General features: G+C 53.5%; 19 protein-coding genes. 14 read left to right on the top strand and 5 right to left on the bottom strand.

Translation table 11 applies throughout. The features are described from left to right. The first annotated feature begins 82 nt into the window (after positions 1-82). Entirely contained in the window at positions 83-1,630 is a 1,548-nt protein-coding gene (locus GQY55_RS28640; protein WP_160045343.1) for an MDR family MFS transporter, read from the top strand. Between the two features lie 42 nt (positions 1,631-1,672). Next, positions 1,673-2,191, top strand: a complete 519-nt coding sequence (locus tag GQY55_RS28635) for a hypothetical protein (RefSeq protein ID WP_236575938.1) — start codon at positions 1,673-1,675, stop codon at positions 2,189-2,191. 164 nt (positions 2,192-2,355) lie between these two features. Here GQY55_RS28635 and GQY55_RS28630 read toward each other — a convergent pair whose 3' ends face one another. Beyond that, a complete protein-coding gene (locus GQY55_RS28630) occupies positions 2,356-2,970 on the bottom strand; it encodes a Crp/Fnr family transcriptional regulator (RefSeq protein ID WP_236575937.1) in 615 nt (204 codons plus the stop codon). Between the two features lie 130 nt (positions 2,971-3,100). On the opposite strand from GQY55_RS28630, the gene GQY55_RS28625 reads away from it, so the two are divergent. Then, positions 3,101-4,051: a nucleoside hydrolase gene (locus GQY55_RS28625; RefSeq protein WP_160045340.1), complete on the top strand. Its 951-nt coding sequence runs from the start codon at positions 3,101-3,103 to the stop codon at positions 4,049-4,051. A 94-nt stretch (positions 4,052-4,145) separates the two neighbouring features. Here the strand turns inward: GQY55_RS28625 and GQY55_RS28620 are convergent, their stop codons facing one another. Together GQY55_RS28620 and GQY55_RS28615 are read right to left on the bottom strand one after the other, a co-directional pair. Beyond that, on the bottom strand, positions 4,146-4,583 hold the full coding sequence (locus tag GQY55_RS28620) for a ferritin-like domain-containing protein (RefSeq protein ID WP_160045339.1): 438 nt from the start codon (positions 4,581-4,583) through the stop codon (positions 4,146-4,148). Between the two features lie 89 nt (positions 4,584-4,672). Continuing rightward, positions 4,673-5,329, bottom strand: a complete 657-nt coding sequence (locus GQY55_RS28615; RefSeq protein ID WP_160045338.1) for a TetR/AcrR family transcriptional regulator — start codon at positions 5,327-5,329, stop codon at positions 4,673-4,675. A 163-nt stretch (positions 5,330-5,492) separates the two neighbouring features. On the opposite strand from GQY55_RS28615, the gene GQY55_RS28610 reads away from it, so the two are divergent. Further along, positions 5,493-7,712: an MMPL family transporter gene (locus GQY55_RS28610; protein WP_160045337.1), complete on the top strand. Its 2,220-nt coding sequence runs from the start codon at positions 5,493-5,495 to the stop codon at positions 7,710-7,712. A gap of 111 nt (positions 7,713-7,823) precedes the next feature. Then, positions 7,824-8,912, top strand: a complete 1,089-nt coding sequence (locus GQY55_RS28605) for a nitric oxide synthase oxygenase (protein ID WP_160045347.1) — start codon at positions 7,824-7,826, stop codon at positions 8,910-8,912. A 44-nt stretch (positions 8,913-8,956) separates the two neighbouring features. On the opposite strand, the gene GQY55_RS28600 is transcribed toward GQY55_RS28605, so the two are convergent. Both GQY55_RS28600 and GQY55_RS28595 read right to left on the bottom strand, forming a co-directional pair. Continuing rightward, positions 8,957-9,625, bottom strand: a complete 669-nt coding sequence (locus tag GQY55_RS28600) for a hypothetical protein (RefSeq protein WP_160045336.1) — start codon at positions 9,623-9,625, stop codon at positions 8,957-8,959. 244 nt (positions 9,626-9,869) lie between these two features. Beyond that, positions 9,870-11,426 carry an FAD-dependent oxidoreductase gene (locus tag GQY55_RS28595; protein WP_160045335.1) on the bottom strand — a complete coding sequence of 519 codons (1,557 nt, stop codon included), beginning with the start codon at positions 11,424-11,426 and terminating at the stop codon, positions 9,870-9,872. Positions 11,427-11,567: 141 nt separating this feature from the next. Here GQY55_RS28595 and GQY55_RS28590 point away from each other — a divergent pair, with 141 nt between their 5' ends. The 9 genes from GQY55_RS28590 to GQY55_RS28550 all read left to right on the top strand — a co-directional run bounded on the left by GQY55_RS28590 (position 11,568) and on the right by GQY55_RS28550 (position 21,278). Continuing rightward, the gene (locus GQY55_RS28590; RefSeq protein WP_160045346.1) at positions 11,568-12,509 is read left to right on the top strand and encodes an aldo/keto reductase family protein; all 942 of its coding nucleotides are present in this window, start codon (positions 11,568-11,570) and stop codon (positions 12,507-12,509) included. Positions 12,510-12,714: 205 nt separating this feature from the next. Continuing rightward, entirely contained in the window at positions 12,715-13,131 is a 417-nt protein-coding gene (locus tag GQY55_RS28585) for a MerR family transcriptional regulator (protein ID WP_160045334.1), read from the top strand. A 318-nt stretch (positions 13,132-13,449) separates the two neighbouring features. Continuing rightward, a complete protein-coding gene (locus tag GQY55_RS28580) occupies positions 13,450-15,423 on the top strand; it encodes a methyl-accepting chemotaxis protein (RefSeq protein WP_160045333.1) in 1,974 nt (657 codons plus the stop codon). 151 nt (positions 15,424-15,574) lie between these two features. After that, complete coding sequence (locus GQY55_RS28575) at positions 15,575-17,179, top strand: spore germination protein (protein WP_442953649.1); 1,605 nt, start codon at positions 15,575-15,577, stop codon at positions 17,177-17,179. A gap of 7 nt (positions 17,180-17,186) precedes the next feature. Beyond that, complete coding sequence (locus GQY55_RS28570) at positions 17,187-18,383, top strand: Ger(x)C family spore germination protein (RefSeq protein ID WP_160045332.1); 1,197 nt, start codon at positions 17,187-17,189, stop codon at positions 18,381-18,383. Further along, a complete protein-coding gene (locus GQY55_RS28565) occupies positions 18,376-18,591 on the top strand; it encodes a hypothetical protein (RefSeq protein ID WP_160045331.1) in 216 nt (71 codons plus the stop codon). The genes GQY55_RS28570 and GQY55_RS28565 overlap by 8 nt, the downstream gene beginning before the upstream one ends. Positions 18,592-18,624: 33 nt before the next feature. After that, on the top strand, positions 18,625-19,737 hold the full coding sequence (locus tag GQY55_RS28560) for a GerAB/ArcD/ProY family transporter (RefSeq protein WP_160045330.1): 1,113 nt from the start codon (positions 18,625-18,627) through the stop codon (positions 19,735-19,737). An 82-nt stretch (positions 19,738-19,819) separates the two neighbouring features. After that, positions 19,820-20,350, top strand: coding sequence for a DUF2062 domain-containing protein (locus GQY55_RS28555; RefSeq protein ID WP_160045329.1), 531 nt, complete (start codon positions 19,820-19,822; stop codon positions 20,348-20,350). 109 nt (positions 20,351-20,459) lie between these two features. Further along, a complete protein-coding gene (locus GQY55_RS28550) occupies positions 20,460-21,278 on the top strand; it encodes a uroporphyrinogen-III synthase (RefSeq protein ID WP_160045328.1) in 819 nt (272 codons plus the stop codon). Positions 21,279-21,376: the final 98 nt, after the last annotated feature.

The raw sequence follows: 21,376 nt of genomic DNA, 5'->3' as shown, positions 1-21,376 counted from the left end.
TTTTTCTGAAAATATTTCAGTTCATATTCAGTTCATACAGCTCTTTTATAATCGTGGTACAAAAGTTAAAGGAGCTGAAAAAATGGAAAATGCGTTAAAGGGCGGTCAGGGGATCCTAGAGAAGAAAAATCACAAGGTCCTTGTCATGATCGGCTTGCTCATAGGAATTATATTTTCCGAACTGGACGAAACGGTCGTCAGTACCGCGATGCCGACGATCATCCGCGAGCTCGGCGGACTGTCCCTATATGGATGGGTAGCCGGGATTTACATGCTGGCCATGTCGGCGTTCATGCCGATTCTAGGGAAATTGGCGGACTTGTTTGGCCGGAAAAAGATTTATTTGATATGTATGGCCTTATTTATCGGCGGCTCCATCGTGTGCGGATTATCGCATTCGATGACCTTATTATTGATTGGACGCGGCATTCAGGGGATCGGCGCCGGCGGTTTGATGCCGCTTGCGATGACGATATCGAGCGATCTGTTTCCGGTGGAGCAGCGTGCTAAAGTGCAAGGCTTGATGGGACCGGTCATGTTCATTCCCATGCTGCTCGGTCCATTGATGGGCGGTTTTTTCGTCGACCAAGTGAGCTGGCATTGGATCTTTTTCGTAAACATCCCGGTCGGAGTGATTGCGGCGATCTTTTTGGCAAGCGGACTTCGCGAGTCGAAGCAGGCGAAGAAAGTGGCTATAGACTGGGGCGGGGCTATTCTATTGGTCGCTTCGATCGTATCGCTGTTGATCACGCCCGTGCTCGTTCAAAATAGCGGATACGCTTGGGGCTCACCGCTCATTGTAGGTTTACTCGTATTAGGAGCTGCATTGCTTGGAATCTTTGTATGGGTCGAATCCAAGGTAAAGGAACCGATCGTTCCGCTGCATTTATTCAAGAACCGCAATATTGTGGTTTTATCAACGATTGTATTTATCGTAGGTCTTGGGCTGATGGGTGCCTTCTCGTCGTTTCCGTATTTCGGGCAAAATGTGTTAGGACTCACGCCGACGGAATCCGGTTATTTGCAGCTGCCCATGATGGTTGGCGCAGTAGCTTCGTCCATGCTTTGCGGATTTTTATTAACGAAGGTTCGCTACCGCGATATATTTGGCATCGGATTTATTCTGCCGGTGATCGGTTTCTACCTCTTTTCACATATCAATATGGATACGACCATCGTGCAGATTATCATTTTCTTCGTGATCTCGGGCCTTGGCATGGGTGTTCTGTTCGGCAGCGATAACTTGATCGTACAAGAGTCTGTTGAAAAAGAGCACACAGGGGTTGCCTTGGCAACCGTTCCATTATTTCAAACGATTGGCGCAACCATCGGTGTAAGTTTGTTCGGCAATCTCTTATCGTCGACGCTCATCTCGAAAATAGGAAGCTTGGGCCCGCAGCTGCCTGAGAGCGTCAAAGGACATATGCAGGATTTGGCCGCAGGCGGGATACCTAAAGATCTTGCGCCAAATCTGGTCACGACGGTAAAAACGATGTTCGTAGAGTCGTTCCAGCATATCTACATGTACTCCTTTGTCGCGATGATCATCGTGTTCATATTGTGTTGGTTTTTGAAGAAAGAGGTATTGTCCTCCAAACCTAAGGAAGCCGAGGCGCAAACCGGGGCATAAAACGCTTGCTAACTTGTTGCATTATTGCCAATTCCCGGTATAATGACTATTGTGAATTTCGATGAAAAAGGGGATAAAGATACGGAATTGGAGATTATACGCTTAAATCAGATCGCCCAAAAGCTGCTGGAGCGGTCGGAGATTGATGTTACCGTTCGGCTTGAATCCCGTTTTTATGGCGGGCGTCTGGTCGGAGGGAAGTTCGGCATGCATTCCAGAAGCATTACGATGTACACCGGGGTGATCGAGGAGCAGTGCATGCAGATGTTCGGCTCGCTTGAACGGGTGGAGGAATATTTTGCGATTGTGCTGGCCCATGAGCTTGGTCATGCGGCGGATTCGGATCTGTCCTCGTTGTGCGAACAAATGGAGGATATGAGCCTCAGCGAAGGAACGCGAATGCGGACGGCTCTCCAAATCGAAGAGAATGCGTGGAATTACGCGCTGACCCTGCTTCCCGAGGCGGATAAGATCATGGTAAGCAGCATCATCGATGAATCCCTCGAAGCTTACCGCAGCCGGGTCCGGCTGGCCGAGATGGAGGCCGACATCGCCTCATAAATGTTAACGGGAATGAGCACCGTCTTGTCGCTTTATAAAAAAGGATAGCACCCGCAGGTGGCCATCTGCGCATGCTATCCTTTTTCGCGTTCTCTATTCCGGCTGATTCGGCTTTATTCCGGTCTGCTTGAGCGGACTTAACCAGCTTCTATTGACTTCTTTTTCTAAAATATCCGGTCCAAATAATGTTCGAGCCTTTCGATGGAAAGGACCTTGAATTTCTTCTTCTTATATTCGATGAAGTTTTCATCCATGCACTGGGCAATGGAACGGTTGAGGCTGCGGAGGGGAGCACATACCTCGCTTGCAAGCTCCTGTTTGGTCAACCTCTCCAGGTCACCTATTTTGTAATGGGCATGGATGCTGTACAAAATGCGGTCTTTGACCGTTAACAGCGACAGCTTGGCGACCGTGTCCGAACTGGAAATAAGTTTTGCGGCCATATGCTCCATCAAATACTTCGTAAAATCAAAATCCTGCTGCATCCATCGAAACACGGCGGTTTCGTGCAGCGCGACAATCTCGCAATCCGTTTTTGCCGTAACGTTCAAGGTTTTGATGTCTCGATTAAAAATTTCGACTTCCCCGAAACAACCGTAAGCTTCATAACGATACAGCGAAATCATGGAGCCGCCCGGGCTTTGCCTAAAAACCTCGGCAATCCCTGATGTTAAGATGTACAGGTAGTGGTTATCCTCCGACGGATGGATGATGCTGCTGTCTTTAGGATACGTGCGCCGAATAAATTCTTGCTTAATATCGGTCGGGGCTTTGCCCATGATCTCTTCAAGGTTCAATGTGACTCACCGGCCATATTCAGGGTAATTTTCATTTTTGGTCATATGACCTATTTTAACAATAAACTACAACGTATACTCATTTTCAAACCTAGGTTCAGGAGGAATGAAAATGAGAAAAATCATTATCGACACCGACACAGGCAGCGACGATGCGGTTGCGCTCATGATGGCATTAAAATCAAGCGACGTCAACGTGGCAGCGGTCACGACCGTCTGCGGGAATGTGCCGCTCGAATTGGCTACAAAAAACGCGCTGATGACCATCGAGGTGACGGAGGGGGAACGACCTCCGGTTTATAAGGGGGCTTCGAAGCCGCTTTTCAGGGATCTGGTGACGGCCGTTAACGTTCATGGCGAAGACGGCATGGGGGATGACGATTTGATTCATCCGTCCCTGGAACCGGAAAAGGAGCACGCGGTGGATGCCATCATCCGGCTGGCGGCGCGGTATCCGGGCGAAATCGAAATCGTCGCGATCGGACCGGTCACGAATATCGCCTTGTCCATTTTAAAGGCGCCTGAAATCATGAAAAACGTCAAACATATTTATTCTATGGGAACGGCGGGTTTTGGCCCCGGAAACACGACGCCGGTATCGGAATTTAACGTGTACGTGGATGCCGAAGCGTATCGCGTCATGCTGGAATCCGGAATTCCCGTGACGATCATCGGCTTTGACGTTTGCTTGGGAGATGCGGCGCTGAATCGGGAAGACATGGAACGCTTGTTATCGAGCGGGAAAAAAGAGGCCGTGTTCGCCGTAAAATGCAACCGCTCTTTGCTCGAATACAATTTGGGCGCAAGCGGCGGCCATTTTGTGGACTTGCCGGATGCCGTGGCGATGGGCGTGGTGTTATGGGACGACATCGTGCTTGAAAAAAGCCCATGCCACTGCTACGTTTGCACGCAGGAGGAAGCGGCCTACGGTCAGGTGATCCTTCACGACGGGCGAAACCTCTCGATTTCGGAAGGGTTCGTCCATGAACCTAACGCCGTGGTGTGCAAGAGGATTTATAATCCGTTGTTCAAAGAAAGATTGCTGGATTTGTTAACGCAGTAACGATAGTCGTCGGGAGATGAATATTCGATCCTTTAGAGATTCTTCCAAAAGAAAGAGGCCTTCCCCGGGAAAGCCTCTTTTTTTCGGTTCCGTCTCAGCCATGATTCAGCAAATACAAGAACCAGACGGCATGGTTTTGCTCATCCATGGCGATACGGCGAAGCGTGTCCTTCAGGGTAGGATCCTGCGCCCGGTCGGACATTTTCAAATAGAAATCAACGGTTTCCTGTTCGTCGAGAAACGAAGATATCAAACCTTCCTTGTACTGCTTCGGGCAGGTTTCCGTCTGAACGGGTTCGGACGTTTGCCCGGTCAGATGACGGTAAGCCTGCTGAAAAAAACGCAGATGCCTTGCCTCGTCGTCGCGAATTTCCAAAATGCGTTTTCTGGCATTCTCGGATGGAGCGAGTTTCGCCAATTGTTCGTAGCAGGTTATCGCGCTAAATTCGCCATTGATGGCTTTGATCAGATCTCCGGCCAGCGCGGCGTCGGGACTCGTTGAGGGCCGGTAGTAGGCTCCGTATAGATTCAAGGGCTGGTCTCCTCTCCAACTTGATGGGCTAATATACCTTATGCAAGCGAAGAGGGAAAGGTTCGATCGGATTCGGCTTCAAGTTAAGGTTATTGGGCGCCCCCGGAGCGGGAGTTCGGTTCAATCCCGACGCCGTTCCAGAACAATTCGATGATGTCGCGGGCCAGGTCCTGGGGCGACGGATTGATGTCCGTGGCCACTTCCCGGTTGCCGAGCATCAGCATCGAGGCCAGCGTATGGGCCATCAGCAGCGGATGCAGCGGACGAACCTCCTCTTTTTGAATCGCCTCCGTGAAGCTGACCGTCAGGACATGATGAATGCTTTCCTCGCTCCGGCGGATGCTTTCCAGCTGCTCTTTGGTAAGGGAATCGGACGCCTTGCGCAGAATCGTCTCGAAATCGCCGTGCGGGAACCGGAGCTTTCGTTCGGCCAACATAACAAGCCGGTCGTATAACGGCAGCTCCTGCTGCATGATCTCTTCCGACGTTTTCCGCGCCCTTTCCATCATGGTCGTAACAGCCGCGGTGAACAACTGCGGTTTATTTTCGAAATGATAGTAGATGGCCGCTTTGGTAATTCCGCATGCTTCGGCAATTTGCTGCAGCGATATCGGCTCATAGCCGTATTCCATAAACAGGTCGGAAGCGGTTTTTAAAATAAACTGGCTGGTCGCCTCCTCATGTTCCTGCCGTTTCGGGCGGCCGGGAGGGCGTTTCGTTTTGGCTTGGTGTGCGGAATGCTCCATGTTTACCTCCGTAGAAAAATGCTTGTTCAATAATTAACCTTCCGGTATATTTAATTATTGAGCGAACGTATGAATAAGGTAATCCCTTACGAATATACCATTTCTAGATCATGCATATACACAACTATACCATTTACACCCGGAGCGGGGTGAGGAGGAGACCATGGAACAGCATTCGGGATTTGGGCGATTCGTTGCCGGAAAACGCAGCAAATGGATCACGCTTGCCGTCTGGATCATCGTTGTTGGCGCGCTTAGCGCCTTGTGGCCGATGGTAAACAAAGAGGTGAAAAACAATGCCGCCAATTTGCAGGCGGACACTCCGTCCGTTCAGGCGGAAAAGGTGGCCGCGGAGCAGTTCGGCAGCGTCGGCATCCCTGCCCTGATCGTTTGGCATCGGGAGGGCGGCCTTAAAAATGAAGATCTGGGGCATGTGCAGAAGCTGTACGCCGAGCTTGGGGCGGCGCCTGTCCTGCATCAGGAGTTCGTCCCGCCGCTGGATAAGGTGCCCGTCCAGGCTTTGACGGCGCAGTTGTCCAAAGACGGGAGCACGCTAGTGACGCCGGTTCTTTTCAGCAGCGGCGCGAGCAGCGACCAGCTGAAGGAAGGGGCCGAGCAGCTGAAGGAGCAGGCGGCCAAAACGTTTGGCGCCGATCCGTTTGCGGCCGGCACGGAGTCCGGCGGCGAGCTGAGCGCCCGGGTGACGGGCCCCGTCGGCATCTCCATCGATGCGTCCGGGCTGTTCAAAAACGCCGACTTTAAGCTGATGATGGCGACCGTCGTGCTGGTTTTGGCCATTTTGCTGCTGATTTACCGTTCTCCGATTTTGGCGCTGATCCCGATTGTGGCCGTAGGCTTTGCGTACGGAGCCATCAGCCCGCTGCTGGGACTGATGGCGTCCAAAGGCTGGATTACCGTCGATTCGCAGGCGGTCTCGATCATGACGGTTTTGCTGTTCGGCGCAGGAACGGACTATTGCCTTTTCCTGATCTCCCATTTCCGTCATCTTCTCAAGGAAGAGGCCAGCAAAGGCAGGGCGCTGGTCCGCGCCATTACCGAAACCTCCGGCGCCATCGCCATGAGCGGATTTACGGTGGTGCTGTCGCTGTTTGCGCTGCTGCTGGCCAAATACGGCGCTTATCACCGTTTTGCCGTTCCGTTCAGCGTATCGATTTTCGTGATGGTCATCGCGAGTTTGACGCTTGTGCCCGCGCTGCTCGCGATCTTTGGCCGCGTTTCGTTTTATCCGTTTATTCCGCGCACGCCGGAAATGGAGGAAGAACGTGCCCGGCGCAAGGGTAAAGCGGTTCGTTCTCCGAAACCGAAAAAGGAAAGCTTTGCCGGCCGCTGGGTCGTAACGAAACCGTGGCTGATCGTGATCGTCACGCTGGTCGTCCTCGGAGGACTTGCAGCCTTTTCAAGCCAGGTGAAATTCACCAACGACATCATGTCCTCTTTCCCGAAAAATATGGCATCGCGGGAAGGATACGACCTGATCGGCAAACAATTTTCCCCGGGAACGCTTGCGCCCATAAAGCTGATGGTCGACACCGGTGGCCAAGGGGATGTGCTGGGCGAAAAGCTCAAAGGCATGTCCTTTGTCAGCAGCGTGTCCGAGCCGAAACAAGGAGAAAAAAATGCGAATATTCTCGCTTACGATATCGAGCTGAACATCAATCCGTATTCGCCTGAGGCGATCGGCCTCATCCCGGATCTGCGCGGCATTGCGGAACGATCGCTGCAGGAGGCCGGAATCGCCTCGCCTGCCGATAAAGTATGGATCAGCGGCCAAACGGCGACCCAATACGATACGAGGGAAACGGGCGACCGGGATACGATGGTGATCATTCCGGTCGTGATCGGCATGATCACGCTGCTGCTGCTCGTCTATTTGCGTTCGGTTACCGCCACCGTATATCTTGTGCTGACGGTCATTCTGTCTTATTTTTCGGCGCTGGGCCTCGGCTGGATCATCATCCATTACGGGCTTGGGGCCGATGCCATCCAGAGCGCGATTCCGCTGTATTCGTTCGTATTCCTGGTGGCGCTCGGCGAAGACTACAACATTTTCATGATCTCGAGCATTTGGAAAAAGAGAAAAGAAATGCCCCTCAAGCAGGCCATTAAGGAAGGCGTCGGGGAGACGGGTTCGGTCATCACCTCTGCCGGCCTGATCTTGGCGGGAACGTTTGCCGTGCTGGCATCGCTGCCGATCCAGGTTCTTGTCCAATTCGGCATCATTACAGCGGTGGGCGTGCTGCTGGATACGTTTATCGTGCGGCCGTTCCTGGTGCCGGCGATCACGACGCTGCTCGGGCGTTTCGCATTTTGGCCGTCGAGACCGGCCGAAGTCAAAGAAGAAGCGGTGCATGTCGAGAGATAGAACGAGAAAGCGAGTTCACGAAGATATCAAGTTTGCCCCGAACCGGCGGCCTCTTTTAGGGCTATAATAGGTTCGGAAACAATAGACGGAGCATAAGGATGATGGGCGATGATGACGGATCATAACGTTCTGCTGCGGGAAGCGGAAGATTATATAAAGGCATGTTATGCCGAGCTCGGAAAAACGGAGCGGGAAGCTGCCGCGAGGCTTGCGGACATTCAAAAAGAAATCGAGTCGACCGGAACCTACGGGCATACGTTCGAGGAACTGGAGCATGGGGCGAAAATGGCCTGGCGGAACAGCAACCGCTGCATCGGAAGACTGTTTTGGGATTCGATGGTTGTGCGGGACCAGCGGCATTTGGAGCACCCGGACGACATCTATTCCGCCCTGCTGGCGCATATCGGAGAGGCGACCAACGGCGGCAAAATCGTCCCGACGCTGTCGGTTTTCAAGCCCGCGGGGCCGTCGGGGAGCGGGGTCCGCATCTGGAATCACCAGCTGATCCGGTATGCGGGATACCGGGCGGAAGACGGGATCGTCGGCGATCCCGCTTCGGTTCCGTTTACGAATGTGTGCCTGAAGATGGGGTGGAGAGGCAAGGGCACGCGGTTTGACGTTCTTCCTCTCGTCATTCAGGCGGAAGGGCGGGAGCCGGCGTTGTATCCTATACCGGAGGAGCTGGTGCTGGAAGTGCCGCTGACGCATCCCGATTACCCCGCCTTCGGGGATATGGGCCTGCGCTGGTATGCCGTACCGATCATCTCCGATATGGAGCTGGTCATCGGCGGCATTCATTATGCGGCGGCGCCGTTTAACGGCTGGTACATGGCGACGGAAATCGGCGCCCGCAATTTCGCGGATGAACAACGTTACAACGTTCTGCCGCAAGTAGCCGAGCTGATGGGGCTGTCGACCGCAAGCGAGACTTCGCTGTGGCGCGACCGGGCCTTGGTTGAAATGAACGTGGCCGTGCTGCATTCGTACAAACAGGCGGGCGTCAGCATGGTGGACCACCATACCGCGGCGGCGCAGTTCCAGCTGTTCGAGCAGCGCGAAGCCAAATGCGGCCGGAAGCTGACCGGGTATTGGAATTGGCTCATCCCGCCGGTGTCTCCGGCAACGACCCATATTTTTCATCAATCTTACGACAATACGATCGTTTATCCGAACTTCTTTTATCAGGAGCGGCCTTACTAAATATCTTTGAGGATAAGAAGCCGGAGTGTTATAAACAGGGATCTTCAATAAGGATGATCAACGGCTTTAAGCAGTTCCTGGACGATCTCCTTTTCCGTGGAGGAAAGGGCGGCGTCGGCTTGCCATTTTGCAATTTCATCTTTGACTTGTTTTGTATCCTTATAACTTAAGCCATAGGCGATCATGCCGATGACCGATTGCCGCCGATTCGGATTGTCCATGACGGACAACGCATGAATCGCGGCTTTTTTGTCCGCCCCAAACAGCTCGCTCACAAGAGCGGCGTAGCTTTCGCTCCCTGCCCCATCCAAATTGCGGGTGGCCGAGAACACCGCCTTGTAATGTTCCGGCTTGATCATATGGCGGTTTCTGTATAGATAGCCCAGCGTTTCGTCCATGAGAGGAACGTCTTTCCGGAGCTCCCGATACGTTTTCCAATCCAAATCGGTGATGCGGCTCATCATGTTTTCGATTTTGTCCTGATCGGACGTGCCTTCCTTATATGCGGCGTAGAAGGCTTCTTCCGGCGTCTTCTGCTTTTCGGCAACGGAGCCGGCCCCGGCATCGTTTTTTTGCTCGGAAACGGGTTGTCCCGAAGTTTCGGCGGCGGGCGGTTCGCTCGCGTTTTGACCGGAGCAGGCGGTTAATGATAGCGCGGCTGCGGCTGCGATGATGCCAAACGCGGTCCGCAAATGGAATGGGTTGCTTTTCATCCTAATTCTCCTTTTCGCAGCCCGGAAGGGATCGCTGCTTTTTTTCTTCCAATGATCATGACGGATGATTTCCTGAAAAGGTTGCTTATGGAAATCAGCGTATGTCCCCAGGCAGGTTCTGTCAATAAAAAAGCGCTCCCTTTCGCCGCTGTGGCAAGAAGAACGCTTTTTTACGTTATATTCCAGACAGCCGCCCGAAACGGCCAAGCAACCCCTTTACCGTATGCAAATCTGTGCCCGCAGATTAAATCCGTTCCTCCAGCTTCTCAAGCGGTTTGGTCGCAGGCCCTTCGATGACCTCGCCTTCATACGTATACCGCGAGCCGTGGCATGGGCAATCCCAGCTGCGCTCGCCTTCGTTCCACTCGATTTCGCAGCCCATATGGGAGCAGGTTGTGTCGACGATGAACAGGTTGCCTTGATCGTCCCGATAGCCTCCGGCCCGTTTCCCGTTATGCGAGATGACGCCGCCTTCCCCGGGTTTAAGGTCGTCCGCTTTTCGCTGGACGAGGCCGACCTTGCCTGCAACAAAATGGGCGGCCACGTCCGCATTTTGCACGATGACGTTTTTGACCGAAGGATCGGCTTTGAAACGCGAAGGGTTATAAAGCTCCGCATACGGATTGTCGTTGCCCAAAATGAGATCGGAGAGGATCATCCCGGACAACGTGCCTTGGGTCATGCCCCATTTGTAGAAGCCCGTCGCCACATAAATCCCCTCGTCGCCCTGCGTCAGCTGCCCGATGTACGGCACTTTGTCGAGCGTCTCCAAATCCTGCGCGGACCAACGGAACGGAATTTCCTTGATGCCGAACACCTCCGAGCCGAACTTTTCGAGCTGCTCGTAATGGTCGTGGGTGCGGATGCTTTGGCCGGTTTTATGGTTTTCGCCCCCGGCAATGATCAAATCCTCGCCGTTATAGTTCGCCGTGCGCAGGGAACGTTTGGGAGAAGCGTTGCCGACGCTAAGATACGTGCCGCCCGGAAACGGACGTTCAGGTCTGAACGCCACCGCATAGGAACGGACGGCATGCAGACGGGCGAAGTACAGCCCTTTTTTGTCCAGGAACGGGAAATGGGAAGCCGAAACGATCCGGCGGCAACGTACTTTGGCCTTGCCGTGATAGGCGCTAAGCGTATACGGAGGCCCGCCTTCTTCAAGCCTGGTGATCGTCGTGTGCTCGTAAATTTTGGCGCCGTTTTTTACGCTTTCGTCGACGAGCGGCTTCAAATAATGCAGAGGATGGAATTGGCCTTGGTCCGGCATTTCGATGGCGCCTTTCACCTTCAGCGGGATCGGAAGCTCGTCCCTCCACTGTCCGGGAATGCCGATTTTGATGTAGGCGTCGAACTCTTTTTTCAAACTTTGGATGTCATCGGTTTTTTCCACGTAAATATAGGCGCTTTCGGGCCGGAGATCGCATTCGATGCCAAGCTCGCCTACCGTGCCCAGAATAAACGCTTTGGCATCCATGTTGGCTTTGTAATACATTTGCGCCTTTTCTTCGCCGAAATGGTGCAGCAGTTCATCGTAAATTTTCCCGTGTTGGGCGGAAATTTTGGCGGTGGTATGGCCGGTTGTGCCGTTTAGAATGACTCCCGCTTCCAGCACGGCCACTTTGACTCCCTGCTTCGACAGCAGGTAGGCTGTCGTAATGCCGGCGATGCCCGCGCCGACGATCGCGACGTCGACCTCGATATCCTCGTCCAACCGCGGGAAGGAAGGCAATTCCGTCGTCGCTCTCCATAGGGATTCGGGGAACTGCGGCAAACGCCGGGAAAAGGATTCTGATTGTTGCATGGCGTATCCTCCTCATCATATTCAACACCATAGTTATTTCCATATTTTTCGGAAACGAAACCGGCCCGCTTTCCATCGAAACGGCGGTTGTTTACAATAAGGGAGGAAGAATATTCTAACGGGGAGGGTTTGCTTGTGGCGATGAAGTATCGGAGACTTGGGAAAAGCGGACTAAAGGTTAGCGAAATCAGCCTTGGCAGCTGGCTTACGTATGGAGGTTACGTTGAGCGGGACAACGCGGTTAAGGCTATACAGACGGCTTACGATCTTGGAATCAACTTCTTCGACACCGCCAACGTGTACGAACGCGGAGCGGCGGAGGAACTGCTGGGCAAAACGCTGAAAGCTTATCCGCGCGAATCCTACGTGCTTGCCACGAAGGTATTCGGCAAAATGGGCGACGGACCCAACGATATGGGACTTTCGCGCAAACATATTATGGAGCAGTGCGAAGCAAGCCTGAAACGGCTCGGCCATGATTACGTCGACCTATATTATTGTCATCGCTATCACCCGGAAACGCCGATCGAGGAGACGCTGCGGGCGATGGATGATCTGGTGCGCCAAGGCAAGGTGCTGTATGTGGGCGTCAGCATGTGGACGGCGGCCCAGATGGAAGCCGCGCTTGGCACGGCGGACCGGTACCTGTTGGACCGGATCGTGGTGAACCAGCCGGTGTACAATATGTTCAGCCGGGACATCGAAAAGGAAGTCATTCCGCTCGGCGAAGCGAAAGGCATCGGACAAGTCGTGTATTCGCCGCTCGCTCAGGGACTGCTGACCGGCAAATATACGACGCCGGGACAAGCGCCCGAAGGCAGCCGCGCAGCCAAGCTGAACTGGAAGGAAGAGCAGATCGGCGAAGCGAAAATCGCGAAAGTGCGGGAACTCAGCGTCATCGCCGATGAGCTCGGCCTCAAGATGAGCCAGCTTGCGCTTGCATGGGTGCTGCGCCAGCCGAACGTCGCCAGCGCGCTGATCGGCGCGAGCCGTCCGGAGCAGGTGACCGAAAACGCAAACGCTTCGGGCGTCGAGATCCCGGCCGAAGCGCTGGAACGCATCGAGGGGATTTTGGCAACATAAACGAAACGATGGCAGAGGCCGTTCGGAGGGGATTCATTCCTTCCCGGACGGTCTATTTTTATGGGGCGAATCGGTGGGGCAGCATTAAATTCGAAGTCTCTTTGCAATTCGCCAATGTTACCTTCCGTTATGAGGACATTCATTGGCTTTCGCCTCCAGGGAACGATATACTTGGAATATACCTTTGCCTAGGGGGAGAATGGGATTGGAATGGCTTAAAATCGACGATGTCGCCAAAGAAACGGGATTGACCAAACGGTCCATCCGCTATTACGAGGAAATCGGCCTCATCAAATCACCCGAACGGTCCGATGGAGGAATTCGATTATATACGGAAGAAGATGTGCAGCAGCTCAAAAATATCGTTCTCGCCAAAAAGGTTCTCGGCTTTTCCCTGCAGGAAATCCAGCAATTTTTGCAAATTCACGATCAGGTGATGAAGCACCGCAGCAACGCCTCCTCGTCTTTGGACGAAGCGCAGCGGCAGGCCGAGCTGGAGCAGATGGCCGAAGCGGTGAGCAAGCAGCTTGAGCTGGTCGATTTTAAAATCGAAGAAATGACCAAGGTTAGGCAGGAACTTGCCGATCTCAGCGGACGGATTACGACAGCGATGCGCAAATAGAAGAAGGACAGCCCAAAATGATCTACGGGTTGTCCTTTTTTTGCGAAGCTCCGTAAAATGCCCAACGGTCAATTACGGAAAAGTTTGTTTTTTTCGTATGATTTTTTTCACTCGATGCCGCAATCTTCTGTATTTCTAGGACTAGGCCTCTTTGCCTATGAAGAGGATGATGATAGAATAATCTAAAGGAATTGGATAATAGTTGAAAAAAAATTGTGCATATTTCCGATATATTATGAATAAGTGCCCAAATCGCTATATCCAGGCATAAATGAGTTATGCCCCAAGTCCTAATGATACAGAAAGGAAAATGCCATTGTGAAACGATTTTCAATTACCATTAAAAGAAAACTATTGATCACGTACCTCATCGTTTTGCTCGTCCCTAGCTTCATGATCGGCATTCTATCCTATCAATCCGCCAAAAACGCAAACGCCAAGGACCTGATGAACAGCGCGCTCGAGAGCACGAAATCAGCGGACAATATCATTACCCAAAACGTCCAGGCTAAAATGAACGATATTGAATATTTGCTGAGGCAGCCGTATTTGGAAAGGGCCATTGTAGATCCGCTCGGGAAGGGAGGGGAGCTTAAACTTCAGCTGCGTCAGTACATGGAAATGCATCAAGACGTGAAGGACGTCATTTTGGGCATCGAAGGCGGATATTTCGTCCGGGCATCCGAGGATCCGCTGCCGCAGCAATACGACGTGACGAAGCAGGATTGGTACGTACAATCTCTTAAACAAGGAAGCAAACCGTCGGTATCCCCGGTATTCAAAGCAGCCAACGGCAAAATGGCGGTATCGATATCCCAGGCGGTTCCATCCGGGAAAGGCGTCCTTTCGATCGAGCTCAATTTGGACAACGTCCGGACGCTGACCAATATGAAGCTCGGAAACAAGGGATACATCTTTATTACCGACCAGGATAAAAATTACGTTGTCCATCCGAAATATACCGGCCAAAAGGCGGAGGGCGATTTCCTCGAACCGCTTTACGGCAAACCCGAGGGGAATTTTTCGTATACCTTTGAAAACGAGGAGCGCAGGCTCGCTTTTACCACGAACAGGCTGACAGGCTGGAAAGTGGCCGGATCGATGTTCGAGTCCGACATCGAGGCGTCGGCGCAGGGAATTCGAAATTCGGTGATTATCGTCATGACGGTGTCCATTTTGGCGGCGCTCGCGATCATCTTCCTGAACATCCGCTCGATTATCCGCCCGATCAGCAAGCTGACGCAGGCGACGGAGCGGATCAGCCAAGGGGACCTCACAGCGCAAATCGACACCTCGAGCAGGGATGAAATCGGTAATCTTAGCCGGCATTTTCAAGCGATGGTGGACAGTCTCAGAAGCATGATCGTCAACGTGCAGGAAATTACCGGTCAGGTCAGCTTATCCGCCAAGGGGTTGTCGACGGGGGCCGATCAGACGACCAAGGCGATCGAAACCGTGACGGAAGCGATTCAGGAAGTGGCGGCCGGAAGCGAACAGCAGCTGCGCAGCGTGGAGACAAGCATGGGCAGCATGGAGCTCATGTCCACGCAATCGGAGCGGATCCGCGGGCATATGGATGATGCTTCGGCGAAGATGGCCCGTACGACCCGGTTCGCCGAAGAAGGGCATGCCGCGGTCGTTGACGTCACGGGCAAAATGAATGACATACATACAACCGTCAGCGAGCTCGACGAAGTCGTGACACATATGAGCGATCGTACCGGCCGGATTGGGGAAATCGTCACGCTGATGGCGGAAATCGCCAAACAGACCAATCTGCTGGCGCTGAACGCCTCCATTGAGGCGGCGCGCGCAGGCGAGCATGGGAAAGGTTTCGCGGTCGTGGCGGTTGAGGTCCGCAAGCTGGCGGAGCAGTCCGGTCATTCGGCGCAGCGTATCGAGGAACTGGTGGAAGGCATGCGCTTGGAAATGCAGCGCGTGCTTGCCGCGATGGGAGATGCCAAAGGGCGGGTATCCGAAGGCATGGAAGCCGCCGACATTACCGGCAAATCGTTTACCCGCATCCTCAAGGCTGTTCAAGGAGCGGCGGAAGGCATCCACTCCGCGGCCGAGGCTTCGAGGGAGCTTGCGCGGAACGGCGAAAGCGCGGTAGAGGCGATCCGGCATATCCAGAATTTGTCGGAGGTTGTCGCCGACAATACGCAGTCCGTATCGGCTTCCGCTCAGGAGCAGCTGGCATCCATTGAAGAAATCGCTTCTTCCGCGGAGCACTTGAGCCGATTGGCCGAGCAGCTTCAGGAATTGGTGGCCAAATTTAAAATCGCATCATAACGTTCTACCAGATAGGGAACGGTTCACGCTTTGCAGGCGTGGCCGTTTTTTTGTTTCGGTTGGCCGTTCCTCCCACACATAAATTATCCAATTTTGGCACAAGCTATGGCGTAACATCCGGAATACACCGGCATACGAGGGGGTTAGGGCCGTGAGTAAACGTAAACAACATACCGGAAAAACCGCCAGCTTGCCGTCTGGCGTACCGCTCGGACTCCCTTCTCCCCCCTGGGAGAAGCTGGAGATCCAGAAAAGCCTTGATCAGAACGTACAGACGTTGAAAACGATTTTTAGGGATTGCTCGGATATGGTGTACCGCTCGATCGAGATTGCACCGGGCATCAGCGCATTCATCGCCTACGTCGAAGGAATCGTGCTTTCGCTGGATCTCGAAGGCCATATGCTTGAGCCGATCGTGGAAGCGTACATGCGGATGAAAAACAAGACGCCTCCGGAGCAGATCAAGCCGGAAGATCTTGAGCCGCTGGAGAATACCCGCGTATCGCTCCCGCAGGTCATGAGCGCGACGAAATGGATCGATGCCGTCGAAGGCATCTTGAATTCCAGCGTGGCGGTATTCGTGGACGGCATCGGCGAGGCGCATCTGTTTAACATCAAGGGCGGCATGCGCCGTCCGGTTCAAGAGCCGGAGACCGAGTCGGTCATCCGTGGCCCGCGTGAAGGTTTTACCGAGATGATCCGCATCAATACGGCGCTTGTCCGCTTTAAGGTCAAGACGCCGAATCTCAAGATGTACCGCATGGTGCTGGGAACGAATACCAAAACGGATATCGTCGTCTCTTACATCGAAGGCCTCGCCGATCCCAAGATGGTGAACGACGTCAAAAACCGGCTTAAAGACATTAAAATCGACGGTGTGCTGGAATCTGGCTACGTCGAGGAAATGATCGAAGACCATCCGTATTCGCCATTTCCGCAAATGATGTACACGGAGCGGCCGGACAGCGTCGCCGCGCAGCTGCTTGAAGGCCGGTGCGCCATTTTCGTGGACGGGACGCCGTTAGTCCTGATCGCCCCGATCACGTTTTTCCAGATGATGCAGGCGAACGAGGATTATTACGAACGTTTTTTCATTACGAACTTCATCCGGTGGATTCGGTATATTTTCCTGTTTATCGCCTTGTTCCTGCCCTCCCTTTACATTGCGGTCACGACCTTCCACCAGGATATGCTGCCGACGACCCTTCTCCTGAGCATCGCCGCGGCGCGGGAGGCGATTCCTTTCCCGGCGCTGGTCGAAGCGTTAATGATGGAAATATCCTTCGAAGCGCTGCGCGAGGCGGGCATCCGATTGCCGAAGACGGTCGGCCAGGCCGTCAGCATCCTCGGGGCGTTGGTCATCGGCCAGGCGGCCGTTCAAGCGGGGATCGTGTCGGCGCCGATGGTTATTATCGTATCTATGACGGGGATTGCGTCCTTTACCATTCCCCACTTCAATCTTGCGATTACCATCCGCCTGCTCCGGTTTCCGCTGATGCTGCTGGCCGGCGTGCTTGGGCTTTTCGGCATCATCATCGGCATCACCTGGATTCTCGTGCATGTAACGCAGCTGACTTCATTCGGCGTGCCGTACATTTCCGGCGTCAGCCCGTACCATAAGCAGGACCAAAAAGACATTTTCGCTCGCGCTCCATGGTGGACGATGGGCAGACGGCCGTCCTGGCTGTCAAGGAAAAATCAGGAACGGCAGGAGCCGGACATTAACGGCTCGCCCGCTTCCAACAAGGTATGGTGATGGTTCGATGAAAAAAATTTGTACCGCGGGGCTCTTTTTGTGCGTATCCCTCGGGCTTACCGGCTGCTGGGACCGCACCGAGATTAACGATATCGCGTTTGTGATCGGGTCCGGCGTGGACAAGGAGGACGGCTTGTACAGGAGCACGCTGCAAATCGCTCTTCCCGGAAGCCTGGGCGGGAGCGGAAGCGAAGGCGGAGGGGGCGGCACGGCCGGGAAAAAAAAGTATTATCTCGAATCGAAGACAGGGATTACGCTGCGGAACGCCAACCTGAAAATCCAGGCGGGGAACTCGAGAAGGCTTTCCTATGCCCACCGCAGGACGCTGCTGGTCGGTGAAGATTTTGCCAAAGGGGGCATCAACCAAATGCTCGACCAATTCGCGCGCATTCCGCAGAACCGGCTTTCGTCCCTTGTCGCCATCACGGAAGGTCCGGCCTATAAAATCTTGGACGCCAGCGCGCCGATGGAGCAGTTCCCGAGCGAAATGATTCGCGAGCTGATGAATCAACTCACGAGAAGGCCGATAACGCTCAAACGACTGGCCAATGATCTGCTGACGACCGGAGTTGATGTTTCCTTGCCTTATATTTCGCTGCAGCAGGCCGTCCCCGAATCGGTCGGGGATAAAAAGGAAAAAAAGAACATTCAAATCACCGGCCTCGCCCTGTTTTCGGGAGAGCGGTTTGCAGGCATCCTTAAAGGGCCGGAAGTGAAGACGATCCTTTTGGCGATGAACCAGTCGAAAACTTCGAACCTAGTGCTACCAAGCCCGGTTGGTAATGGAAATATCTCCCTCATGTTCACGGAAAGCATGGTAACGTTAAGCCCTGTCATTCATGGCGACAACATCACGATGCATATGGATATTTTGGCCAAAGGGTCCGTCATCGAGAACAACTCCAATTACGATCTCGGCAACGAAAAACATATGAAACGGCTCGAGCAGGAGGCCAGCAAGGAAATGATCGCCCTGATCCGGTCCGGGCTTCATAAGCTTCAAGATGAGTACCATAGCGATGCCCTTGGTTTCGGCCGGACGATCCATCAGAAGAAACCGCGCGACTGGGATAGGTTGAAGAATCGCTGGGCCGAGCTGTATCCAAAAGTGAGCGTCGTGATCAATACCAACCTGCATATCGAAAACATTGGCGCGGTCAACAAACCGTTTGGCAGAAGGGACGTGGAGCTGCACCATGAATAAAATTTGGATCATATACATTGTCGCGGCGGCGATTATTTTGATCGTGGATTTCAAGGTGATCCGCGATCTTCCGAAGGTAAACCGCTGGTTTACCTACATTTTTCTGTTGGCGGGACTGGGTATTTTCGCGTATGCGCTGCAGATCAGCCGCGTCGTGTACGCTACCGTATGGCTGGAGAAATGGCTGAGCCCGTTGGTGCCTTTTTAAAACAATCAGATCAGTAAAGGAGGAATAGTTCACGTGCAAAAAATTACCGCCCGCCAAGTCGTGCTGATCGGCATGATCTACGTCATTAACACGACGTTGCTGAACGTACCCAGCCAGCTGATCACCAGGGCCAGCCAGCATGCCTTTATTTGCTATTTGCTGTCGGCCGTCCTGGTTCTGCTGATGCTGTATTTGCTGACACGAAGCTCCCAACGGTTTCCCGAGCAGAATCTGTTCGAATCGTTGAAAAGCCGGTTTCCGGCAGTCGGCAGAGTCATCCTGTCCCTGTACATCCTGTTTTTCTTTATGGTTCTTGTCAGGGACATCCGCATCATTTCGGATTTTACAAACGTCGTGCTGCTGCCGCTGACTCCGATCCTTATCAGTTCGCTTTGCATTACCGCGACCGTGATTTACATCGCCCGGGGCGGCGCAAGGATAGTCCTCGGCATTACGGAGCTTTATGGTCCGATCATCATCATCGTTTTTGCTCTGATGCCGCTCATCGCCCTTCGGGATTTCGACCTTGGCCTGATGCGGCCGCTTCTGCATGTCAATTGGGCAAAAGTGGCCGAGGGGAGCTGGATCTCCGTCTCCTATATCGGACAAATGCTGATCCTTCCGTTCATTTTTTCGAGCAAGGATTATAAATTCAAGCACGGCGTCTACTCCATGCTCATTACCATGGCCATTCTGATGGGAGTGATCATCATGGTCATCCTGCTGCTCGGGGTGGAGGTTTCCGAACGGATGATGTACCCGACATACGAACTGGTTCGACAGCTGCGGATCACGGACTTCCTGGACCGTTTCGACCTGATCGTGGTGGCCATTTGGTTTCCGAGCGTGCTGCTGAACCTGGCGATCAGCCTTTACATCATTTGCTACGGTATGAAGCTGGTGATCCCGTCCGTATCGGGGAAAATGATGGCGGCCCCCATTGGCCTTTTTGCCTTCAGCTGCGCTTTTTGGTTCTATTCGAACTCCATCGAGCTGTTTAATTTCAACGAGGAGTGGACACTGATCGCCCTCTTTTTCATCCTCGTCCTGCCGCTGCTCATCTTTCTCATTCACCGTCCCGCAAAAAACGCCGACCGAAAGGGTCATTCCGGCAATGTAGCGTTAGAAAAAGGGACGCGGAAATGATACAATGAGCATAAGGGCAGGCCTTGACGGTACGGCTCTCCCATGCGGCTTACCGCCGCTTTGGACTATGAAGGGTGATCGCATGATAAAAAAACAAAAAAAATACAACCTGTTTCATAAATTTTGGCGGAAGCTCCGGTTCAACATGATCAAGCTGTTCCGCTCTCCGGGAGGAGCCAGGAAGGTTTCGCTCGGCTTTGCGATCGGATTCGGGCTCGAAATGATCGTCATTTCGACCGGGTCGCTAGTTTACCTTATTTTTTATCCCACTGTCAGACTTGCCGGAGGATCGCTCCCGGCCGCCATTATCGGCAACGTGATCGGCAAGCTGACCTTCCTTCCTATCGTTCTTCTTCCTTTTGCAAAGAAAATCGGGGAATGGCTGTTTCCGAAAAAGATGATCGACATGCCCTTGCAGGAGCATGCCTGGCGTAATTTGCTGCACGGAGACTTTACGATCTTCAAGCATTTGCTTCAGGGTGGTCTGCACGTGCTGATCGGCATGTCCGTATTCGGGCTTGTCCTCGGCTTCATTTCCTATTTTGTCGTTCGGTATTTGTACAATCAGCGGAGAAAACACCGTCTTTCCAAAAAAGCCGGCGCATCGATGTAATCGGGGTTTTCCGGGTCTCCACCGGCCGGACCATAAAATCCCTTCCCCTCTTTCTTTCGGTCAAGTATACTGGTCAAAACAGATTGCTTTCGGGAGAGGGGATACGTGAATGGCAAGCCGATTAGCTGGCAAAACGATTGCACTTACAGGCACGCGCAAAGCGGAAGACATGGTTAAAATCGTGGAGAAAATGGGCGGAACGGCCCTCGTCCGCCCGGCTCAAGGCACGGTGTTTTTGGACGATGAAAAGGTGCGGGGCGACCTCGCGGACTGGATGGCTCGTCCTCCTGCTTGGACTATACTGACGACCGGCATGGGGCTTGATGCCTTATTCGGCATCGCGGCCGATATGGGGGAGGAAGAGCGGTTTCTTGCAGCGCTCCGCCAGTCTTCGCTGGCCGCACGGGGGTATAAAACCGTCAATGCCCTCCGCAAACACGGGCTCGAAACAAAGGTCCGCGACGATGACGGAAGCACGTCAGGCCTGATTCGTGGGCTGGCCAAATATCCGCTCGGCGATGCGGAAGTCGTGCTGCAGCTGCACGGCGATCCTGCGCCCAAGCTGGAGGAGTGGCTTGAAGAGCAGGGGGCCAAGGTCCGGAAGGTGCTGCCTTACCGGCATATTCCGCCTGAGCCGGAACAGCTGGAACAGCTGCTTTCGGACGTTTTGAGCCGCAAGGTTGATGCCGCTGCCTTTACAAGCGCTCCGCAAGTCCGCAATTTGGCGGAATACGCGCGGGGTCATGGTGAGTTTGAGGCGCTGGCGGCGGCGTTCGAGGGACCCGTCGTAGCGGCTGCTGTCGGTAAATTGACGGCGCAGGCGCTGCGGGAAGAGGGAATTTCGCGGGTCGTTTATCCGCAGGAAGACGAGCGAATGGGCAGCATGCTCGTAGAGCTTGCGCGTTATTTTCAAGCGGCGGATGCGTAAGAATCATATAAGATGTGTTTATTAAGATATAGGGGTGCGTACGAAAGCGGCATCCCTTTTTGCATAAAAATGCCCCTTCGCCCATTTATGCATTCAAC

It is taken from the genome of Paenibacillus sp. USDA918EY (genome assembly GCF_009870825.1).
GTDB lineage: Bacteria > Bacillota > Bacilli > Paenibacillales > Paenibacillaceae > Paenibacillus_AQ > Paenibacillus_AQ albilobatus.
This window is presented reverse-complemented; position numbering and strand designations above follow the sequence as displayed.